The organism is Spiroplasma ixodetis, assembly GCF_059729505.1.
In genome coordinates, this window is the sequence record NZ_AP038353.1 from 564,845 (window position 1) to 586,901 (window position 22,057).

A 22,057-nucleotide genomic window follows, 5' to 3' on the forward strand; every position below is an offset into this window, starting at 1 on the left:
AATTCACTCCTTAAATAAACTAACCTCTAATTTTATAAATACCAACGCGAATAGAAGAATTTTCAGATTCTTTTGTTTCACTTTTATTATCTACTTCTTTTTTTCTTCGTAACAACTCTTTTTCAATAAAGTCATCAACGTTCATATTGGTACTTTGATAAGTAGCAGTTCAATCAAAAGTTTTATTAGTAAAGTTATTTTTAGGTTTATTACTATCTTTAAAAAATTCTTGTACTTCTTGATTCATAAATGCTTTTTGCTTACGTTTACGTGAAAATAAATTAGTAAAAAATTTCTTAAAATTAAAAATTGATCAAAACTGACGAAAATTAATAGTCATTGCTAAACCAAAAATTAAAATTGATGAATACAATAACGAATAACCGATAACTCGTAATACAAAACTATAATCTGTGAAATTATATGTTGGTGGATATTTATCAAAGAAATAAAGACATCCAAATAATATTACTGCTAAAATTGGAATAATTAACACTAAAGTATTTTGAATAATAAAACGTAAATCACTATTATACGTCAAATGTTTTCAAACATAAACTCAGATTGAAATTAAACGACAAACTCAACCAATACAACTTGATAAAAGAATCATATATAAACTTAATGATAAATATTGATAACTTTGATGTTTTCAACCTAAATTTGATAGTATTCAACCCAAAATAACACCTAAAACAAGATTGATTATTGATTGAATATATGAACCTCAAATTGTTTCTTTGTGTTTTACAGTAGCATTTACAATAACTTTTCCTGGTTCGGTTGCCACTTGAATTGTATTTTTTAAAGATAAAAGTAAAATAAATCATGGTTGTGACAAAAATAAATTAATAAAAAGATTTTTTGAAGAATCAAAATTACCATCATAATTATTAATATTTGTAATACTTAAAGCAGACACTAAATATTGAGTAATAATAAATTGATTAATAAATAAAAAACCAGCAATCATATAAGCATATAACTCAAATTTAGTATACACAGTTCATCTAATTCGCCCACTTTTGGCAATTCAATATCCAAAAACTTCGCGAAAAGAACTAATTAAAATTAAAGCAATTGAGCGCATCGTTGTAGCAATAATAATATAAATAGTGTAAATTGATGTTGTTGTCAGTGATAAAAATAAAGTAATTAAAATAATATCAATGTTAGAAATAATCATGTCAGGTAAACGATTCAGGGCTACTCATCACGATTGTTTTAGCATCCTTTTTTGTTGTGTTCATTTTTTATGTTGTAATCATGGATATTCAATTTTAATAACGATAAAAGTAACAAATGCTTTTAATACACCACAAACAAAATAAGCAAAAAAAGGAATATACATATCTATCGGTTTACCATCAGACTTTCTAATAACTAATAACGTCATTAGTAAAATATACATAATAATCTCTGAAAAAATAAAAATTAAACGATTTAAATAACCTTTTTGATCAGCTTGAATTAAATTTTGATAAGCACCACTAAAATAAAAAAAGATTAATTCACGTGATCCTAAAGAAATAATAATAAGTACTACTTGTCAAAAAGGAATTTCCATATCTAAACCAATTTCTGGTAAATGAACACTAGCTAATCCTAAAATAAAACCAGCACTGACAAGAATAATTAAATATATTCTTCCTGAATGATGATAATTTTTTCTTGTCGTATTAATAATATCGTTGACGGTTTCATAATCATCATTTTGTAACGGACGATATAAAGAAAAAATGGTAATTAAACCAAGTCCTCCTTCTGTCAAACTAAGGTAAGTCAAAAAAGAAATAATAACACGAATTAAACCATTAATTTTTTCACCGTATGCTAAACCAGTAACATAAAGAAAAGTTAACTGTAAAATAGAGATAACAATTGTCATGATAACACCAACAATTGTATTAAAAATACCTTTTTTAGTTGTCATTACTTCACCCAATCTATATAAATAAAACTAATTTTGTTTTTTATTTAAATATGTTAACAACCCAAAATTAAAAGTTCAATATTATTAATCACTATTAAAAATAAAAAATAGCAAAAAAATAAAAATGTAATCTATATATTAGTATATATTAATTTTATCATTTTTCTTTTTTAATCTGTTTAATTAAATCTGTTTTTAAATCTTTTATTATAAAATTTTGATCATTCAAATAAGTAAATGGTTCTTCTAAATCATTAAATGACAAATAATAAGCAAATAATGCAATTTTATTAGGGGTAACTATTGTTGACCCATACTTAGTGTCACCAACAATTGGCAAATTTAAAAATTGTAAAGTACTACGAATTTGATGTTTTCTACCAGTAACTAATTGACACTCAACTAAAGTAAAGTCTTTAGTATTAAATATTGGTGTAAAGATGGTGCTACAACTTTTACTTTGTTCACTTGGTTCAATTGAAAATTTCATTTTCATTGTTAACTCATCATGAGTAATATAACCAGAAATATTTAATTTTTTAGTTAATTGATCAGAACAAATAGCCAAATATTTTTTAATAATTTGACCATTTTTATTAGCATTATGAAGTGCGTTTTGTGTCATTTTATTTTTTGGATAAATAATTAAACCCTTAGTTAGTTTATCTAAACGATACTGATGACTAATATTAAATGTTTGCTCACGTTTCTTCTTCGGGTATTTTTGTTGTAAATAATATTTTACCATGTTATCTAATCAAGAACCATATGGTTGGTGGACAACAATATTATGATCTTTATTAACAATTAAAAAATTATCATCTTCATAAAACAATTCAATTGGTGCTTCTTTAGTAATTTTTTCTGGTTTATAGTTAACAACTAAATTACTTTCATAAATGACTACTAAATCATTTTCTTGTAAGCGATATTTAAAATCAATAGTAGTTTTATTATTAACTCTGATTTTTTTTGTTCTAAATAAACGATAAATTTTTGACAGTGGTAGTGTTTTAAATACTTTTTTTAAATAATTAATTAAAGTTTGATCAGCATCATTGGCAGTAATTGTTAAGGTAGTCATAATTTCTCCTTTTAATTTTTATTAATAAAAACAGAAATAGTTGCAATTAGATTAGAAAAAGCATGTAAACCAATAGTATATGTAGTATTACCCCGTGTCATTATAAATAATAAGGGTAATATAATACTAAATCCTAAATAGCCAATAATATTATTTCAATCACCACTATCCATAACATGCATTGATGGGAAATAAATTAATGAAGTTGCATATGCTAATCAACGATAACGAACAATGGTAAAAGTACCATGACGATATGATATTTCTTCATTAATTGGAGCAATAAAAATAGTACTAAGAACTAAAACAAAAATGCCATACGGACTATTCATTAATAAGTTTAAAACATCTTGATTTTTTGAAGTATTATTACTTGTTAACATATTAAATTCACTAAATTTAGGAATTATGTTGAAAATAATATTTAAAATAGTACCAATAACAGCAAAAATGGTAACTCAAGTTATTAAATCTAATTTTGCTTCTTTTAAAGTAGTAATAATTCTCTCACGTAATGATCTACAAAATAATAATACTAAAATTGATCCTAACAATTGAAATAACTGTTGAATTAAAAATGTAGTAGCAAGCGAAGTTACATCATCATCTTTACCACTAATAACTTTTGTTGCAATAAAAAATAAAAGAACAAATACTACACTAATAAAACCAAATACACTATGACTATAAGCAGCCCACCCTCCTTTTTTAATCATAGTTTCTCAATCAATACCAAGTGAAAAAACTAAGCCAAAAATTGGCAATAAACTAAAAATAAAAAGACTAAGAAATGAACTTTGACTAGTATCTTTTACAGCATAAGTTTCGATTAAACTATAAAGAATTGGAATTATAATAAAAGATATAAGATAAATTATTGTTAGAGTTCAACTTGCTGTTTTGAAATTAAAGTTATTTATGTCATCACAACTAAGTGATTTTGAAGTAAATTTATCAATAAATGATTGTTTTTGTTCATTTTTTTCTAAATTATTACTATTAATGTCATCAGTTTGGTTTACATTAATTCTACGTATGATATCATTGTTGTGAGAAACATTAATTTGATTAAATTTTTTATTAAACATGTATAAGTAATGCACGAAAAATTTCACCCTTTGTTAGTAAAATTAGTATTTAATATTAATTTTAGTATAACATATAGTGAGAAATCTTGTAATATAATAAACTTGTAATTTTACATTAATTTATTATAATGCAATGCAATATTTATATGTAAAGAGTTTAAAAAGAAAAGGAGGATAGAAAAGAATGCCTAAATACAAGATTAATATTATCGATTTACCATATAATTATGATGCTTTAGAACCTTATATTTCACAAGAAACAGTTAAACATCATTATAAAGAACTTCATAAGAAATATTTAACTTCTTTAAAATTAGTGATGGATAAACATCCGAAAGTTTTTTCTGATTATAATCTTGAAACTAAAGGGGAACTAAATCGTTTATTAAGTAATTATTGTAAATTAGAATATATATGTGAGGATAAAAAAACTTGTAATGTAAAAAAATTACAAAGTAGCATTCGACAATTTGGTGGGGGAGTAATTAATCATAATCTTTTCTTTTCACTATCGGGGAAAAATAAAGGTTTTAATGAAAAATCAGCTATTGGTAAAGCAATCATTAATCGCTTTGAATCTTATGAAAAATTTGAAGTTGCTTTAACAAAAACTGCCATGGATATTTTTGGAAGTGGTTGAGCATGATTAGTAATTGATAATAATCGTACATTAAGACTATACAAAAGTTTTAATCAAGACAATTCATGATTATTGAACATGTACCCATTGATCGCTATTGATGTATGAGAACATGCACATTATCTACAATATAAAAACGAACAAGAGAAATACTTACAAGCATTATTAAAAGTTATCAATTGAGAACAAGTAAATAATAATTATCAAGAGTATTTAAATGAAAAAAATAAAAAATAAGTAAAAAAGAACTCAGTTGAGTTCTTTTTTTTATAATATTATTAATATTAATATTAATCTAAGATAAGTTATTTTTTAGAAGAATTTTTGGAAGAAATATCAACAATTCTAGTTTTTTTAATTTCTGCTTTTTTTTCTATTTTGATTTTTTCAACATGTTTTTTAAAACCACATCGATTACAATTCAATTGAATATTTTTTGCTTCTAAAAATTCGGCAATTAAAATAACCCTACCACAACGATGACAAGCAAAAGCATTTTCTGGCTTTTGTGCTAAACGAACAGATGCATATGTATCTTTCATAACTTACTCCTAACTCATATAAAATTAAAGTAATTATTTTTAGTTTTAATACTATACTTAAAAGTTATCAAAGGTTAATATTAAAAAATGTGTCTAGTTATATACAAAAAAAAATTTAAGTCAAATAAACTTAATAGGAGTTTAAAAACAAAATAATTAATTAGTCATTATTTTTTAATACTAATTTTATTATAATCATTTTTTTAAAAAAATGTATATTATTATTTATTTATTTTATTTACATTACTAAATTATACTTTTATAAAACAATATTACAATTAAAGTAATAATTAATTTATAATTAATTATGTCTTATTAACAAACCAATTAGGGGAGAAAGTAATATGAGTAACAAAAATAATGATATTAAAATTGAAATAATACAATTAAGAAACCAAATTAAACAATGAAATTATGAATATCATGTTTTAGATACACCTACTGTTAGTGATGAACTTTATGATAGCGCCTATCATAGATTAGTAAAATTAGAAGAACAATATCCCCAATTTAATAGTAATGATTCTCCAACTAAAACTGTTGGTTATAAACCAATTAATTCTTTAACAAAAATTTTTCACCAACAACCAATGCTAAGTTTGGGTAATGCCTTTAACTATGAAGATTTACTAAAATTTGATCAACAAATTAAAAAAACATTATCAGAAAATAACATTGAATATGTTTGTGAACTAAAAATTGATGGTCTATCAATTTCCATAACTTATGAAAAAAGAGAATTAAAAACTGCTGCTACCAGAGGTGATGGAATTGCTGGTGAAGACATTACCAATAATATTTTGACAATTAAAACAATACCAAAAATAATACCAATTAATTCTAAATTAGAAGTAAGAGGAGAAATATATTTAAGTAAAGAAGAATTTAATCGCATTAATGAAAAACAACAACAAAACTTACCACTCTTTGCTAATCCTCGCAATGCTGCAGCTGGTACTATTCGTCAACTTGATATTAATATTGTTAATTCAAGAAAATTAGATGGTTTTCTTTACTATTATATTAATGCTACTAATGATAATATTAAAACCCATGAACAAGCATTATTTACCTTACAAAAATATGGTTTCAAAATTAATGAACAATGACAGTTATGTAAAAATATTGAAGAAGTATGAACTTATATTCAGAAATATGAAAAGTTAAGAAATACATTACCATATGAAATTGATGGTATTGTCATTAAAATTAATGATCTAACCAGTTATGATATGTTAGGAAGAACTAATAAGGCACCAAAATGAGCAATAGCTTATAAATTTCCTGCTGTTACTAGTGTTACTAAACTTTTAGATATATTTCCAACTGTTGGTAGAACAGGAAAAATAACCTATAATGCTAGATTACAACCAGTGATAATTGCTGGTACTACCGTTACTTTTGCCACACTTCATAATGGTGATTATATTATTAATCGTGATTTACGTATTAATGATTTAGTAAGTGTTAAAAAAGCTGGTGATATTATTCCAGAAGTAATTGCACCAATTATTAGTAATCGTCAAATAAACAATATTATTTTTAAAAAAGTTATCCATTGTCCGGTTTGTAAAACAAAATTAGAACAAGTTCCGCCAGAAGTTGATCAATTTTGCATTAATAGTGACTGTCCATCACGAATTATTAAATCATTAATGCACTTCTGTTCAAGAAATGCTATGGATATTATTGGTTTAAATGAAAAAATATTATTACGTTTTTTAGATTTAAAATGAATTAAAACTATTAGTGATATTTACAATTTAGTTAATTTACGAAAAGAAATACTATCATTACCACGTTTTGGTGAAAAATCTTTCACTAATCTTGCTAATTCAATTATTCTATCAAAACAAAATTCCTTAGAAAGACTTTTATTCGGTTTGGGAATTCGCCATGTTGGTCAAAAAACAGCAATTATTCTTGCAAAAAAATATTTAACTTTAAATAACTTAATGGAAGCAACCTTTGATGATCTAACTAATACTAATGAAATTGGTCCAACAATCGCTACTAGTGTTATTGATTATTTACTTAATCCTACTAATCAACAACTAATTAATAACTTGCAAAACTTTAAACTTAACTTTAATTATTTACAAAAAAACCAATCACAAGTATTGAATGGTAAAACTTTTGTCTTAACAGGAAATTTAACTAAAAGTCGTAACGAATTCATTGAATTATTAAATAACTATGGTGCTAAAATTACCAATACTATTAGTAATAATACTTCTTATTTAATTGTTGGAGAAAATCCAGGAAATAAATTAGCACAAGCACGCAAACTTAATGTTAAAATTATTAATGAAGAACAATTACAAAATTTATTGAAAGAGGTAGCAAAAAATGGATAAAATCGAAAAGAAAATGACAACAAAAATGCTACATGAATTTGCTAACGAACTTATGTTCAATTTAAGTGAAGAACAATGTGAAAATCTTTTACTAGAATTTAAAGCTATTGAAAAACAAATGGAAATTGTAACAAATATTAATACAAATGATATTGAACCTTTAAATTACCCATTTCCTATTATTAATAATTTATTACGTTCTGATAATGTTGGAGCTAATTTAACGTCTAAAAGTTTTTTAAATATTGCTCCAGAAGTTGAAAATAATTACATTAGTATTAATCAGGTGATTAATCATGAAAATTAATTACCATCAACTTTCAATTCGTCAACTTCATGAATTATTAAAAACAAAAATACTTACTCCAGATCAATTAACTAAATTAGTATACAAACGATTAGAACAATTCAAAAAATTAAATGCTGTTGTTACTTCACTAGAACAAAATGTCATTAAACAAACAAAATTAATTACTGAACAAGAAATTAATGATAATTTATTAGCAGCAATTCCATTTGTAATGAAAGATAATATTGCTACTATTAATTTCTTAACAACAGGTTCATCAAAAATTCTTGCTAATTTTATTCCTAATTATGACAGTACTGTTAATATGTTATTAACAAATAATAAAGCCATTAATATAGCTAAAACTGCTCTTGATGAACTAGGAATGGGTGGAGATGGTTTATATGCAGCTACTGGTCATGTCTTAAACCCTTGGAATTTAAAACATATCACTGGTGGTAGTTCTAGTGGCAGTGCAGCTTTAGTCGCTGCTGGAATTGTACCATTTGCTTTAGGAACAGATACTGGTGATTCAATACGTAAACCTGCCGCTTATTGTGGTATTGTCGGTTTTAAACCAACGTATGGTTTAATTTCACGAAATGGTGTTTTTCCTTATGCTCCAAGTTTAGACACAGTTGGTATATTTACTAATCATGTCGAAGATATTGCCATTGTCTTGGATAGTATTGCTTTATTTGATGAACAAGACTTTACTAGTGTTCAAAGTAAAGAAAAAGACTATACTAAAAACTTAAATCAAAATATAGAAGGTAAAAATATTGCTATTTTAAATTATAATGATTATCAGTGAAATGATATAGTTAAATCTAGTTTTAATGAAGCAATAAAGCATTTAACTGATGGTGGTGCAAAAGTTCAACAAATTGAATTTAATAAAGAATTATTACAATCTTTATTACCAGTCTACATGATTATTTCTTTTGCTGAAGCAACCAGTTGCCATGCAAATCTAACTGGTATTAATTTTGGTGTCCGTAAAAATGGTAAAAATTATCAAGAAGTTATGACAAATTCACGAACATTTGGTTTCGGTGATATGGTAAAACGCAGATACATTATTGGTGCATATGCTTTATCTGAAAATCATCAAGAAGAATTATTTAACAAAGCTAAAAAAATAAGAAGATTAATTGTTGAACATTTAAATACTATCTTTAAAAAATATGATGCTTTCATTATTATGCCAAATATTAATCCAGCTCCAAAAATTAAAGATGTATTAGAACAAAAAAAAGTTATTAAAAGTGAACATGATTATTTAGAAGATTTACTACTACTTTCTAACTTAAATGGTGGACCAAGCATTAATATTCCGTTAACTACTGTTAATGGTTTACCGATTGGTTTTAATATTAATGGTGCACCTTTCAATGATCAAGTTATATTGAATATTGCTTCATTTTTAAGTAAAAAAATTAATTTTAATAATAAACTACTAGGTGATGATCATGAATAATAAATATGATATTGTAATGGGTATCGAAATCCACTGTGAATTAAAAACTAAAACTAAATTTTTTTCCAACGCCGCCAATACTTTTGGTCAAAAACCAAATACTCAAATTAATGCCATTGATTGTGGCTATCCAGGAACATTACCAACAGTTAATCAAACTGTTATTATAATGGCAATTGAAACATGTACTGCTTTAAAAATGAATATTGATCCACTATTACGTTTTGATCGAAAAAGTTATTTTTATCCCGATTTACCTAAAGGTTATCAAATCACACAATTTTTTCATCCAATTGGTACAAACGGTGAATTATCAATAGTTGTAAATAATGAAGAATTTATTGTTAACTTTGAACGCTTACATATTGAAGAAGACACAGCAAAACAAATTCATAATAATAAAAAAACATTACTAGACTATAATCGAGCAGGAATTCCCTTATTAGAAATTGTTACTAAACCAATTTTTAACACAAGCGAACAAGTAGTAGCATATATTAATACTCTACGTCAATTATTAATTCATTTACAAGTTAGTGATGCTAAAATGAATGAAGGTTCATTACGATGCGATATTAATATATCGTTAAAACCACATGGTAGTGATACTTTAGGTACCAAAGTTGAAATTAAAAATTTAAATTCTACACATAATATTACTTTAGCAATAAATGATGAAATTAATCGTCAAACTAATATTTTAAATAAAAAACAAAAAATTAATCTTGAAACTAGAAGATTTGATGAAAAAACTAATAAAACCGTTAGCATGCGTAGCAAAGAAAATAAAATTGATTATAAATACTTTCCTGAACCAAATATTTTTCCAATTCAACTAGACGAAAAATGAATCAAAATGATTGCTAAAAATCTTCTTGAATTGCCTAAACAAATAATGGAAAGATTAAAAAAACAATACAATTTACCAACAAAAGATATTAATTTATTAATTGACAAAGTAGAAATATTAACTATTTTTGAACAAACAGTTGCCATTAATAATTTAACATTACCTACGTTTAATTATTTAGTAGGTCCTGTGCAAGCTTATTGTAATATTAATAACATTACTATTAAAAACAGCGAACTTACTGCTAATAATCTATCACAATTAGTTAGTCTAGTTTATGAGCAAAAAATTAATGATAAACAAAGTAAACAGTTATTAAATGCAATTATGATTAATAGTGAAAAAAGCCCTACCGATCTTATTAGAACATTAGGTATTACTTTAGTAAGTGATAGTAATGATTTAGAAAAAATATTAATCACAATTTTAAAAGCAAATGAAAACATGATTACTATTTATAAAGTCAATCCAGAAAAAGCATTAAAATTTTTTATGGGTGAATTAATGAAACTAACTAAAGGACAAGCAAATCCACAAGTTTCTAAAGAAATATTAAAAAAATTGATTGAAAACTAATTATAGTTTTCAATCAATTTTTAATTATGAATTTTTATATTATACTTTGAATATTTTTATTATCAATTATATACTAATATTTTATTTAAAATTTACATCTTCAATTAAATTTTCTTTAATTACTAAATCATCATTTGTCTTATTAACAATTAATGAATATTTTAATAAAATATTTGTTTTTATTCTTTTAAGTAACTTTCTTAATTTTAATTAAAATTATTTGTTGGTCTTAAAAATTGTAATGACATTGTTAAATTATTAACTAATGTTTTATTTGTCAATTCTGGTTTATTTAATTAGATAGTTATTGTTTGATCATTAATATTTCTTTGATTCAAATTTGATTCATTATTTTTTTGTTGTAATTGTTGTATCTTTTCATTTAATTCATTACTTTTTTGTTGTAATGTTTGCATTTGAACATGTAATTCATATTGTTTAATTTCTAAATTAGTAATTTGTTTTTCTAAAGATGCTATTTTAAAATTTGCTTTTTTTGGTATTTCTAAAAGAACTTTAAAATTAGTAAGTTTATTATTTTGATAATCAGCTTTTAATTCTTTTTCTAATTTATCTTTAATATCTTCAGTATTTTCTTTTAATTTTGTCTTTTGATTCTCTATCAAGATATTTTTTTGTTTTAACTTCTGCTGTTGTTTTTGTAAAAATTTTATGTCCCTATCAAAAATCTCTTTTCATAAAAGTTTTATTTTACTATTTAAAGTTAGTAAATCGCTTTCTGCTTCTATCAATTTACTATTAAAATAAACTCTAAACATTTATACTTTTAATAAAATTTTCTTTAAATGTTTTTTAGAAAAATTATCTTTTTCAATTTGTTTATTAATAAATAAATTTAATACTTTTATTTTTTTAAAATTAATAAAATCTTCAAGTATTTTTGGTAAAAAGATTTCTTTTAAAGTAGTTAATTAAAAATTATATGAATAATTATTTATTCCATCATTTAATTCTAAGATTAAGGAATTTGTTCAATCTTCAATAATTTTAAGTGAATCGAATTTCCCTTTTAGAATTGGTATTTTTTTATCCAAATATTTTATTTTATATTGTGTTCATTTATTACTAAAAAATAAATATAATTGTCCATTGTTCTTCATCCTTTACATAAAATTATTATTTTAAATACTAAATAAATAAATTTCCTTTAATTTAGTAAATCATTAAATATTTATAGATATCATCTCTAGTTATTTCAAAATTAGATTCTATTAATATTCTTTACTTATACTTTTGATATTTTTTCCTTTTAAATACTATTACTAATTACTTTACCATTGACATTAGAAAATATCTTATTTTCTGACATGTCTAAAATGATATTAATAATCTCGGTCGTTTTAGGTATCTCTGGTCTTTCAAATATCTCAATTTTAGTATTAACAACATCAAAGAAATCATTAATATCAATAATCTAGGGCATTTTAGGTATCTCTGGTCTTTCAAACATATTAGTTTCAATGTTATTAATACCATTAGATAAATCATTAACGTTAAATATATCTGCCTTGTGTACTATTTCTTGTTCTTCATTACTTTTAGTTACTGGCATTGGTACGATGTTAGAAAGCATTATCGTATCATCAACTTTTTGCTTTACTATTACTGTCGCATATTTTGTTTTAATATCTTTTGAATTTTTGCAAATTTGAGTATCATATCACTCTATATTACTTTGAGTATGTTCTTTCATTTTTTCTTTATTTTTTTGGGACCATCTTTGATAAGATTCTCGTTTTCTTGCTTTCACTTCAGGCCTTTGAGCATATTTTAATTTTTTAGTTCCAACCTCAGGTTTTTGGTTATGTTTCGGTATTCTTTCTTTGCTTAAATTTTTTTGAATACTTTGAATTATTTTAAAAATTTTTTCTATTTTTTTAATTAGTACTTTCTTATTTTTTTCCATTGTATACATAATATTTTCCTTTCAAAAAATAAAAAAAACCTATTTACTTTAAAAAATAAAGCAATCGGTTAAAAACTTATATTTAGATTAAAACATATAATTTTTATTACAATGATAATACATTAAGGAAATTATCCCCACATGTACTAGTGTGGAGGAAAAAATGAATTAAAATGAATTCAATAGCATATTTCAAAATGAAAACGATTTTTTGAAATATATAGTGAAGTTGAAAGTAATGAAATGTATCAGGTGTGCTTCTTCTAGTTTGAATACTTCTGATTTAAAAAGAATAAGATGTTTGAAATGTCATCAAACATTTAGTATTCTTCATGACACCATTTTTCACAAGTCACAAACACCTTTGACATCTTGGTTTTATCTCATCTTTAGATGAATAAACACAAAGCATGGTATACCATCAACAGATGTTGCAACGGAATTGGGTGTGACATATAAAACAGCTTGAAGAATGGATCATGAAATCAGAACTAGAATTTGGAATCAAGATGCAGGGTTCATTGATGATGGTACAGCACAGATGGATGAAATGTATCTTTCACATGTAGGTTTTAAAAAACAAGGATCTTCCTTGTTGAATAAAACCTTGATTGTTGGAGTTTATGATAAAACCAGCAACAAAATAATTGTGAAAGTATTGAAAAAAGCAGATGAGAAAAATCTTTTATGATTTGCATTGAAACACATTTCTACTGGGTGTTGTCTATTTACGGATTATTGGAAGGGATATGGAAGTTTCAAAAACTTCTATCACAAACATGAAATCGTAAATCATGAAGTTGGGTATGTGTCATCAACAGGTGTAAACACAAACCAGATTGAATCTGCATGAAAACACATCCGACGAACTTTTCGAACACACATAAAAGTTTCAAAACACAATATTCATTTATATGCAAAAGAAGCTGCATATAAATTCAATAAGATACCTATTTTTGAAACTATAATTTTGTGTTTGATTTAGATACATGTGGGGATAATTTCCTAGATAGGCTTTTATCTTCATTTATGTGATAAAATTTAAAAATAGTACATAAAAGGATAAAAGCCTACATTAATATTTCTAAAAATAAAAAACATTTTTTTTATAATTAATTTTCTTTTTTTATTAGTATTTTTTTCTTTCTTAACTTCCTTTTTCTTTAATTTTTTATTTTTTTTCTTTTTCTTATTTCTTCTGAATCAATTTCAAAATGAACGCTTTTTCTTTACCGTTTTAATAATAGTAGGCTCAAATATTTTATTAGTATCACCAATTGAAAAATCATTACAAACAGAATTAATATTTTCATTAGAACTAATAAATAATAGTTCATCATTTACCATTAATATTTCATTTCTGCTAGGAATAATAACTTTACCATGACGTTTAATCGCAACTAAGTTAATTTTATAATTGCTAGGAATTTTTAAAGTTTCTAGTTTTTTATTTGTAAACTTAGTATTTTTAACAATTACATTAGCTATTGAGTACTTTTCATCAACTGCAGTTAAATCTATTCCTAATTTTCAAATAGCACGATATGCAGTTTTCTTACCGGCTTCTGTTTCAGATAAAATAATATTAGTAATACCAATTGCTTCTAAAATTATTTGGTGAGTACTAACAACAACTTTAGCAATAAGATTAAGTGATGATAATGTATTGTGTTCACGATGAATTGCTAAAACATGAACAGTAGTAACAATTGAAGCTGCTAAATCAGAACCAATAGCAATAATAATATTTTGCACTTTATGAATTCCAGCATCATTTAATGCATCACGATTAGTCGAATCTAAAATTAAAGTTTCAGAAGTTATTGATGAAACTAATTGACAACGGTCTTCTCTTTTATCAATAGTTAATGTAATTTTACCTAATTATTCTAAATTTTTAACAACTGAAATTCCGAATTTACCTAAACCAATGACACAAAAATCATTTTCTGATGAAGACATCTATATTCTTCTTCCTTAAATAATATTTACTTAAATAATATTTACTTAAATATGTTATATTATACTAAATTATAAACTAATTCTTAAAATATTGGTATTTTACATTTAAAACTAATATTTAATAGAAATGACTATAGTATAGTATAATAATAAAAGAAAATGTTATTTTAGGAGTTTTTTGATGCTATCTAAGGTTAATTATCGTAGTGTAAAAAATATTTTTAAAATTATTTTTGTTGGTAAAACCCTTCCCCGACAAATGTTTAATTTATATTTTTTCACTTTATTAGTTGGAACAATACTTTTAATGACACCAATTGCCACAACAAAAGGACAATGAAACTTTTGCCTGCCCTTTTTACTGCTAGTAGTGCGTTTTCTGACACTGGTTTAACAGTAAAAAGTACTGCTAATGATTTTACTTTATTTGGTCAATTTATTATTTTAATTTTAATTAAATTTGGTGGTATTGGTTTAATTACAGTTAAACTAGCAATATTATCATTATTTGTATTTAATCGACATACTAGTTTAAGAGAAAGATTACTAATGCAAGGTGAACGTGGTTCTAATAAATTAGGAACGACTATTGATTTATTAAAAATTGGTATTATTGTTATGACAATTACTGAATTTTTGGGAGCAATTGTTTTATTTTTATATTTTTATTTTGTGCCTATCTCAGGAATAGAATATGGTCTAAACAATAATACAGGTTACTATAATCACATACTATTAGCATTATGATCGGGAATTTTCCACTCAATTTCTGCTGTTAATAACGCTGGATTTAATATAGTTGGTATAACTTCATTAGAACCTTTTCAGAGTGATTATTTTGTGCATTGAATTTTTATTATTGAATTTGTAATTGGTGGAATTGGTTTTCCTGTTTATTATGATTTATATCATTGAATTAAAAGTAAAACTCATGGTAAAAAATTTAGATTTAGTTTATTCACTAAACTAACATTAATAAAATATTTTTTAGTTGCGATATTGGGTGTTAGTAGTGTTATGTTTATTGAATATTTTTCACGTAATGTCATAACTCCGTCAAGGCAAGAGCCCATTTTTAAAAATTTATCGACATCTGATGCAATTATGGCTGTTTTTAATACAATGTCAACAAGAAATGCTTGATACTATACAGTTGACTTAAATAAATTTCACCTTGCCTAACAAATGATCCAATCATTAATGATGTGAATTGGTTCTTCACCAGCAAGTACCGCCGGAGGAATTAGAACGACAACTTTAGCAATTATTATTTTAACAATTTTTAATATTGCACGTGGCCGTAATGATGTTTTTGTATTCAAGCGTAAAATTCCTAATCAAACTGTTCGTATGTCATTTATAGTCGGTACACTTGGTTTTATTTTAGTTTTTGTATCAGTAATGATTATCACAAATGAAAATGTTTTTATAACAGATAATTCTGATATGACCTTTGCGCAAGTAATTTTTGATGTTTCAATTGCTTTTGGAACAACAGGACTTTCATTATTTGATAATTCCAAATTAGGTATTTTTAGTCAACTTAGTTTAATTTTTGTCATGTTTGTGGGACAATTAGGAGTATCAACTACTGTTCTTGCTTGAAGTGATCGTAAATCAAAACCAACGATAAGTAGAGTTGAAGAAAATGAATTAATTAAATTAAGAAACGGTGAACACATATGATAAAAATTTTAGATGGTAAAATAATTGCCCAGCAAATTAAAGCAAAAATTAAATCACTAACAATAACTATTACTAATCGTAAACCTAAACTAGCAGTAATAATTATTGGTGAAGATTTAGCATCACAAATGTACGTACGAACTAAAATTAAAGCATGTCAAGAATGTGGTATTGATGGACAAGTATTTTCACTAACAACAACAGTAACACAAAAAGAAATAATTAATAAAATTGAACAATTAAATAGTGACAATAATATTGATGGAATTTTAGTACAATTACCACTACCAAAACATTTAGATACATTAGCAATTATTAATAGCATTACTATTAATAAAGATGTTGATGGTTTAACAAATATTAATGCCGGAAGATTATTACAAGGTGATAAAAAAGCAATGTTACCTTGTACAGTAAAAGGTATTTTAAAATTACTAAATCACTATCAAATTCCCATTTCTAAACAAAATATTACTATCGTTAATGATAGTAATATTGTTGGTAAACCATTGGCTTTATCATTAACTAATATGGGAGCAACTGTTAGCATTGTTCATAAATTAACTAAAGACTTAACTATTTATACTAAAGAAGCTGATATCATTTGTAGTGCTACTGGTGTCTATAATATTATTAATAGTAGTCAAGTTAAACGTGATGTTGTTATTATTGATGTAGCAATTAATTATCAAGGTAAAGAAAAAAAAGTTGTTGGTGATATTAATTTTGAAATAATGAAAAATACCGCTTCAGCAATTACTCCTGTGCCTGGTGGTGTTGGACCAATGACTATTGCCATGTTATTAGAAAATTTAATGATTTGCTATCAATTAAATAATAAATATAATTAAATTAGGAAATTAAATGTTAAAGAAAAATTGGCTTAAGAAAAGATTAAATAATATTGAAAAAAATAATTTAGAATTATTAAAATTTAAGTTTTTAAAAGAAACTATTTCAACAAATAGTGTTTATTTTGATAGTTCTTTACATTTTTTAAAACCTACATGTGAAAGATACATTTCATCCATCTGTGCTGTGCCATCATCAATGAACCATACATCTTGATTCCAAATTCTAGTTCTGATTTCATGACCCATTCTTCAAGCTGTTTTATATGTCACACCCAATTCCCTTGCAACATCTATTGATGGTATACCATGCTTTGTGTTTATTCATCTAAAGATGAAATAAAACCAAGATGTCAAAGGTGTTTGTGACTTGTGAAAAATGGTGTCATGAAGAATACTAAATGTTTGATGACATTTCAAACATCTTATTCTTCTCAAATCAGAAACATTCAAACTAGAAGAAACACACCTGATACATTTCATTACTTTCAACTTCGCTATATATTTCAAACAATCGTTTTCATTTTGAAATATGCTATTGAATTCATTTCAATTCATTTTTTCCTCCACACTAGTACATGCGGGGATAATTTCCATTTAAATAATAAAAATTTAAACAGTAAAATTAAAGATAATGAAAAAATATTATAGAAATTATTATAGGAAATAAGGATTACAATAAGCCTTATTTCCTATAAGTTCTTATGTTTTTAATAACATAATTTTATTTTTCTTGTATTTAACTAAACTCAAATTTCACATTCATTTTTTATTTATAATGTTTTAGGCAAATCAATTCTAAAAAAATTATCTAATTTTTCTCATGCAATATTACGTTGACTTTCTTCAGTATCTATTCACTGATCAAAGGCTTCGGCAAATAAATCAAAATGTGATTCTCGGCCATATTCACTTCTCACAATACCATATGCTAAAAGCTTTTGATAAATCGGAACGTTAATTTTTGTACCATTTGCTAATGATGAAATCATATAATTAGTTTCATCATTTATTTCTCCTTTTTCTAGATTATCTTTTAATAAATAAGATGAATTAAAATAATTATTTCATCATTTTTTAGGAACATTATCTGCAAGTGAATTTATTCTTTGTTTTCATTGAAAATTTAAACGAATAAAAGAACCTAAAGCATGACCATATTCATGAACAATTGTTCTAATAATACTTTTTGAAGCTTTATAACCACTAACATATTGCCAATATTGAGTTCTTTTACTAAGAGAATTTGAATTTATTGCCATAACTTGAACTAATGAATAATTTTGAAATTGTGAATCATAAACATAACCAGATTTAACAAAGCCAAATAAACCATTTTTATTAATTTTAGCTACTCGATATAAAAGTTTAAGAACATTTTTTTTGCCATAAATTTGTGCAAATATATTATAAAATCGAACTAATTTATCTTTTATCTCTGCTTTTTCAGTAGCATTTATTGTAGATGAATTAATTAATGTATCCCAATTAACATTTGTATAATTTTTGCCAAGATTAGTAGTATTAATTTGATTTTGTAAATCAGAAAAGTCTGTAAAATTACTCTTATTATTTGCTAACAAGTTAAATTCATTAATCGACTCTTTTTTTGCCTGATATTGAATTTTTTCTTCTAAATTAGTAAAAAAGTTTAATTTTTTACTAGTTTTACTAAATCAATTTTGCGAATTTTTTAAATATCATTGTTTTAAACTAGCCACATCTTCGCCTTCAAAAAAAATTATGCGATCACTTACTACTTTATTAATTCTCTTATTGATATCAGGAACAATATAATTACCAGAAATATCTTGCTCATTTTCATCAGCAAAATCATAATCATTATTAGTACAACCCCACCTACAAGCAATAACATTTATTGTTGTTGCACTAACCAAAATATAATTTTAAAAAAATCTAATTATTTTTCTCATAACTTTATCTCCTGAATCTATATTTAAATAATTAGGGATTTATATTAATTTAATTATGTTATCATGAAATATTTAACTTATAATAAGGGATTTCTGTATAAATTTCTGATACTTTTGTTTAAAAAGCAAATATTTTTGATCCTGGTTTAGGAGTTATTTTTGCAGTTTTTAATTTTTTATTAAAACCCTCAATAAGAAATTCATTATATAAAATATCTTTATACTTATTAGCAAATTTTTTACCAAGTGTTTTTACTACAACATCATAAAATAATTTATTTTTATTATTTTCTGTATATAATCCTTCTAACTTAATATCAATTTCTTCATCATTTTTTGGTTGTTTACCTTGGTAGTTAATAAAAACTTGATTATTTTCTGTTGGTAATGGTAAAAAGTTTGCTTTAAATGATGAATAATTCATAATATTTTCAATTGCAAAACTAAATTCAATCTTTCCTTCATTATTAAAATTGGGAAAACTTAACTCATATATTTTTAATGCTGAACTAGTTAAAGCAGATGTAATCTCATTTTCATAAAATTTTATTAATTTATTACGATTTCCTAAATATTCCATAACTGTTGCAAATCTCCCAAATTGACTTGTTGGATGTAAGAATGTGCTTTTTTCATACATATCAGTATTAAAATAAATTTTTCCAAGATTTTGTTCATAAAAAATATCCGAAAATTCTACTGGCTTATTTAAAATATCTATTTTCTCTTGAAAGTGACTATTACTTTTTGCTATTAAAGAAATATTTTTATTATCTTGATTAATCAGTACATCTAAATCATTATTAGAAAACTTAGTACCATTCATAATATTAATTGCTTCTAAAATTAAATCTTTATCAACTATTCCGTTTTTTTCAAAACTTTTACTATAAGGCAATGCTTTTTTAGTTATTATTCGACTAATATCATTACTTAGTCGAAGAAAATTAACCTCTTTAACTAAAAAAGGTAAATCTGTTGTATCTGGCATATAACGAATAATAGCCTTTGTCATTCCATCTAACATATCAACATCAATATTATCAGTATTCATTTTTTCTTTTCTTAATTCACTTTTCAAACTAAATGAATTAGGAATTATAGTATAAGTTTCTTTAATACTATTATTTATTTTGCTTAGATTCGTACTTAATACATTTCCAAAAGTTCCTACAGTTGTTCCAAATGTTAAAAAACTTAATGTTGCTAATAATAACTTCATAAATTAAAACCCTTTTATATTGATAATGTAATTCTACATAATTTCTATGTTTACTTCTTTCTAATTATTTTTACCATTAATAGTATTCATTATTACAAATAATACTTAAGTTATTATTATATTTATGGAAATTATCCTCACATGTACTAGTGTGGAGGAAAAAATGAATTGAAATGAATTCAATAGCATATTTCAAAATGAAAACGATTGTTTTAAATATATAGCGAAGTTGAAAGTAATGAAATGTATCAGTTGGGCTGCTTATAGTTTGAATGTTTCTGATTTAAAAAGAATTAGATGTTTGAAATGTCATCAAACATTTAGTATTCTTCATGACACCATTTTTCACAAGTCACAAACACCTTTGACATCTTGGTTTTATCTCATCTTTAGATGAATAAACACAAAGCATGGTATACCATCAACAGATGTTGCAAGGGAATCGGGTGTGACATATAAAACAGCTTGAAGAATGGGTCATGAAATCAGAACTAGAATTTGGAATCAAGATGCAGGGTTCATTGATGATGGCACAGCACAGATGGATGAAATGTATTTTTCACATGTAGTTTTTAAAAAAAAGGAAGATCCTTGTTGAATAAAACCTTGATTGTTGGAGTTTATGAGAAAACCAGCAACAAACTAATTGTGAAAGTATTGAAAAAAGCAGATGAGAAAAACCTTTTATGATTTGCATTGAAACACATTTCTACTGGGTGTTGTTTGTTTACGGATTCTTGGAAGGGATATGGAAGTTTCAAAAACTTCTATCACAAACATGAAATCGTAAATCATGAAGTTGGGTATTTGTCATCAAAAGGTTTAAACACAAACCAGATTGAATCTGCATGAAAACACATCCGACGAACTTTCCGAACACACATAAAAGCTTCAAAACACAATATTCATTTATATTCAAATGAAGCTGCATATAAATTCAATAAGATACCTAGTTTTGAAACTATAATTTTGTGTTTGATTTAGATACATGCGGGGATAATTTCCTAGATAGGCTTTTATCTACATTTATGTGATAAAATTTAAAAATAGTACATAAAGGGATAAAAGCCATATTTAATTTAAAAAAATGATTAATAAAGCATATACATTGCCGTAATCAAGAAAAAAATAAAAAAAACTTTATTAGTTATTGCAAATTATACTTTTCTTCAATATAATAATTAAGGTTTAGTAAATGCCCAGTTAGCTCAGCGGCAGAGCATTCGACTGTTAATCGAAGTGTCATAGGTTCAAATCCTATACTGGGCGCCATTATTCTAAACTCTTGTTTTCTACGGCTCGTTGGTGAATTGGTAAACACATAGGATTTTCATTCCTACATTACGGGTTCGATCCCCGTACGAGTCACCATTAATTAATATTTAGACTGCAAGTATTATAATTACTTGTTTTTTTATTCCCCTAGATGTCTCGTTAGCTCAATTGGCAGAGCATCAGACTCTTAATCTTAGGGTTGTATGTTCGAGACCTATACGAGACACCAAAAATGCGGAATTGGCGAAACTGGCAGACGCACCAGATTTAGGCTCTGGCGCCGAAAGGCATGAGGGTTCAAGTCCCTTGTTCCGCACCATACATTATTTTGTTAACCTTTATGTTTTTCATTAAAGGTTTT

At 24.9% G+C, this 22,057-nt stretch carries 19 protein-coding genes, 4 tRNA genes and 1 pseudogene; 14 read left to right on the forward strand and 10 right to left on the reverse strand.

What is annotated here, in order from left to right; genetic code table 4:
- Positions 1-19: 19 nt before the first annotated feature.
- The 3 genes from AC6I4F_RS03765 to AC6I4F_RS03775 all read right to left on the reverse strand — a co-directional run bounded on the left by AC6I4F_RS03765 (position 20) and on the right by AC6I4F_RS03775 (position 4,120).
- On the reverse strand, positions 20-1,933 hold the full coding sequence (locus AC6I4F_RS03765) for a hypothetical protein (RefSeq protein ID WP_497874447.1): 1,914 nt from the start codon (positions 1,931-1,933) through the stop codon (positions 20-22).
- A 154-nt stretch (positions 1,934-2,087) separates the two neighbouring features.
- The gene (locus AC6I4F_RS03770) at positions 2,088-3,017 is read right to left on the reverse strand and encodes a pseudouridine synthase (RefSeq protein ID WP_497874448.1); all 930 of its coding nucleotides are present in this window, start codon (positions 3,015-3,017) and stop codon (positions 2,088-2,090) included.
- An 11-nt stretch (positions 3,018-3,028) separates the two neighbouring features.
- The gene (locus AC6I4F_RS03775) at positions 3,029-4,120 is read right to left on the reverse strand and encodes a CPBP family intramembrane glutamic endopeptidase (RefSeq protein ID WP_497874449.1); all 1,092 of its coding nucleotides are present in this window, start codon (positions 4,118-4,120) and stop codon (positions 3,029-3,031) included.
- Between the two features lie 169 nt (positions 4,121-4,289).
- Here AC6I4F_RS03775 and AC6I4F_RS03780 point away from each other — a divergent pair, with 169 nt between their 5' ends.
- Positions 4,290-4,982 carry a superoxide dismutase gene (locus AC6I4F_RS03780; protein WP_497874450.1) on the forward strand — a complete coding sequence of 231 codons (693 nt, stop codon included), beginning with the start codon at positions 4,290-4,292 and terminating at the stop codon, positions 4,980-4,982.
- A 68-nt stretch (positions 4,983-5,050) separates the two neighbouring features.
- Here the strand turns inward: AC6I4F_RS03780 and AC6I4F_RS03785 are convergent, their stop codons facing one another.
- Positions 5,051-5,287: a hypothetical protein gene (locus AC6I4F_RS03785; RefSeq protein WP_497874451.1), complete on the reverse strand. Its 237-nt coding sequence runs from the start codon at positions 5,285-5,287 to the stop codon at positions 5,051-5,053.
- A gap of 344 nt (positions 5,288-5,631) precedes the next feature.
- Between AC6I4F_RS03785 and ligA the strand changes: the two genes are divergently transcribed.
- From ligA to gatB, 4 genes are read left to right on the forward strand one after another with little or no spacing between them, the layout of a single operon-like run.
- A complete protein-coding gene (ligA, locus tag AC6I4F_RS03790; protein ID WP_497874452.1) occupies positions 5,632-7,644 on the forward strand; it encodes an NAD-dependent DNA ligase LigA in 2,013 nt (670 codons plus the stop codon).
- Positions 7,637-7,951 carry an Asp-tRNA(Asn)/Glu-tRNA(Gln) amidotransferase subunit GatC gene (gene gatC / locus AC6I4F_RS03795; protein ID WP_497874453.1) on the forward strand — a complete coding sequence of 105 codons (315 nt, stop codon included), beginning with the start codon at positions 7,637-7,639 and terminating at the stop codon, positions 7,949-7,951. The genes ligA and gatC overlap by 8 nt, the downstream gene beginning before the upstream one ends.
- Complete coding sequence (locus tag AC6I4F_RS03800) at positions 7,941-9,413, forward strand: amidase family protein (protein WP_497874454.1); 1,473 nt, start codon at positions 7,941-7,943, stop codon at positions 9,411-9,413. Before gatC ends, AC6I4F_RS03800 begins: the two co-directional genes overlap by 11 nt.
- Positions 9,406-10,839: an Asp-tRNA(Asn)/Glu-tRNA(Gln) amidotransferase subunit GatB gene (gene gatB, locus AC6I4F_RS03805; RefSeq protein ID WP_497874455.1), complete on the forward strand. Its 1,434-nt coding sequence runs from the start codon at positions 9,406-9,408 to the stop codon at positions 10,837-10,839. Before AC6I4F_RS03800 ends, gatB begins: the two co-directional genes overlap by 8 nt.
- Positions 10,840-11,135: 296 nt before the next feature.
- Here the strand turns inward: gatB and AC6I4F_RS03810 are convergent, their stop codons facing one another.
- Both AC6I4F_RS03810 and AC6I4F_RS03815 read right to left on the reverse strand, forming a co-directional pair.
- Positions 11,136-11,465, reverse strand: a complete 330-nt coding sequence (locus AC6I4F_RS03810) for a hypothetical protein (RefSeq protein WP_497874456.1) — start codon at positions 11,463-11,465, stop codon at positions 11,136-11,138.
- Between the two features lie 809 nt (positions 11,466-12,274).
- On the reverse strand, positions 12,275-12,766 hold the full coding sequence (locus AC6I4F_RS03815; RefSeq protein WP_497874457.1) for a hypothetical protein: 492 nt from the start codon (positions 12,764-12,766) through the stop codon (positions 12,275-12,277).
- A 211-nt stretch (positions 12,767-12,977) separates the two neighbouring features.
- Here AC6I4F_RS03815 and AC6I4F_RS03820 point away from each other — a divergent pair, with 211 nt between their 5' ends.
- A complete protein-coding gene (locus tag AC6I4F_RS03820) occupies positions 12,978-13,751 on the forward strand; it encodes an IS1595 family transposase (protein ID WP_497874458.1) in 774 nt (257 codons plus the stop codon).
- A 56-nt stretch (positions 13,752-13,807) separates the two neighbouring features.
- Here the strand turns inward: AC6I4F_RS03820 and AC6I4F_RS03825 are convergent, their stop codons facing one another.
- Positions 13,808-14,650, reverse strand: coding sequence for a potassium channel family protein (locus AC6I4F_RS03825; RefSeq protein ID WP_497874657.1), 843 nt, complete (start codon positions 14,648-14,650; stop codon positions 13,808-13,810).
- A 414-nt stretch (positions 14,651-15,064) separates the two neighbouring features.
- Here AC6I4F_RS03825 and AC6I4F_RS03830 point away from each other — a divergent pair.
- Both AC6I4F_RS03830 and AC6I4F_RS03835 read left to right on the forward strand, forming a co-directional pair.
- Positions 15,065-16,417: pseudogene (locus tag AC6I4F_RS03830) on the forward strand (TrkH family potassium uptake protein).
- Positions 16,411-17,265 carry a bifunctional 5,10-methylenetetrahydrofolate dehydrogenase/5,10-methenyltetrahydrofolate cyclohydrolase gene (locus AC6I4F_RS03835; protein WP_497874459.1) on the forward strand — a complete coding sequence of 285 codons (855 nt, stop codon included), beginning with the start codon at positions 16,411-16,413 and terminating at the stop codon, positions 17,263-17,265. The pseudogene AC6I4F_RS03830 and the gene AC6I4F_RS03835 overlap by 7 nt, the downstream one beginning before the upstream one ends.
- Before the next feature lie 120 nt (positions 17,266-17,385).
- Here AC6I4F_RS03835 and AC6I4F_RS03840 read toward each other — a convergent pair whose 3' ends face one another.
- From AC6I4F_RS03840 to AC6I4F_RS03850, 3 genes are all read right to left on the reverse strand, one after another.
- Positions 17,386-17,862: a hypothetical protein gene (locus AC6I4F_RS03840; RefSeq protein WP_497874460.1), complete on the reverse strand. Its 477-nt coding sequence runs from the start codon at positions 17,860-17,862 to the stop codon at positions 17,386-17,388.
- 176 nt (positions 17,863-18,038) lie between these two features.
- A complete protein-coding gene (locus AC6I4F_RS03845) occupies positions 18,039-19,163 on the reverse strand; it encodes a hypothetical protein (RefSeq protein ID WP_497874461.1) in 1,125 nt (374 codons plus the stop codon).
- A gap of 154 nt (positions 19,164-19,317) precedes the next feature.
- Positions 19,318-20,421 (reverse strand): hypothetical protein, encoded by a 1,104-nt coding sequence (locus AC6I4F_RS03850; protein ID WP_497874462.1) that lies wholly within the window; start codon positions 20,419-20,421, stop codon positions 19,318-19,320.
- 124 nt (positions 20,422-20,545) lie between these two features.
- Here AC6I4F_RS03850 and AC6I4F_RS03855 point away from each other — a divergent pair, with 124 nt between their 5' ends.
- The 6 genes from AC6I4F_RS03855 (at position 20,546) to AC6I4F_RS03880 (ending at position 22,015) form a co-directional block, all read left to right on the forward strand.
- Positions 20,546-21,067: a hypothetical protein gene (locus tag AC6I4F_RS03855; protein ID WP_497874463.1), complete on the forward strand. Its 522-nt coding sequence runs from the start codon at positions 20,546-20,548 to the stop codon at positions 21,065-21,067.
- The gene (locus AC6I4F_RS03860) at positions 21,016-21,405 is read left to right on the forward strand and encodes a transposase (RefSeq protein WP_497874464.1); all 390 of its coding nucleotides are present in this window, start codon (positions 21,016-21,018) and stop codon (positions 21,403-21,405) included. Before AC6I4F_RS03855 ends, AC6I4F_RS03860 begins: the two co-directional genes overlap by 52 nt.
- A 213-nt stretch (positions 21,406-21,618) precedes the next feature.
- Positions 21,619-21,693 (forward strand) — tRNA-Asn (locus tag AC6I4F_RS03865).
- A gap of 24 nt (positions 21,694-21,717) precedes the next feature.
- A tRNA-Glu gene (locus AC6I4F_RS03870) sits at positions 21,718-21,792 on the forward strand.
- A 57-nt stretch (positions 21,793-21,849) separates the two neighbouring features.
- A tRNA-Lys gene (locus AC6I4F_RS03875) sits at positions 21,850-21,925 on the forward strand.
- 5 nt (positions 21,926-21,930) lie between these two features.
- Positions 21,931-22,015, forward strand: a tRNA-Leu gene (locus AC6I4F_RS03880).
- Positions 22,016-22,057 lie beyond the last annotated feature (42 nt).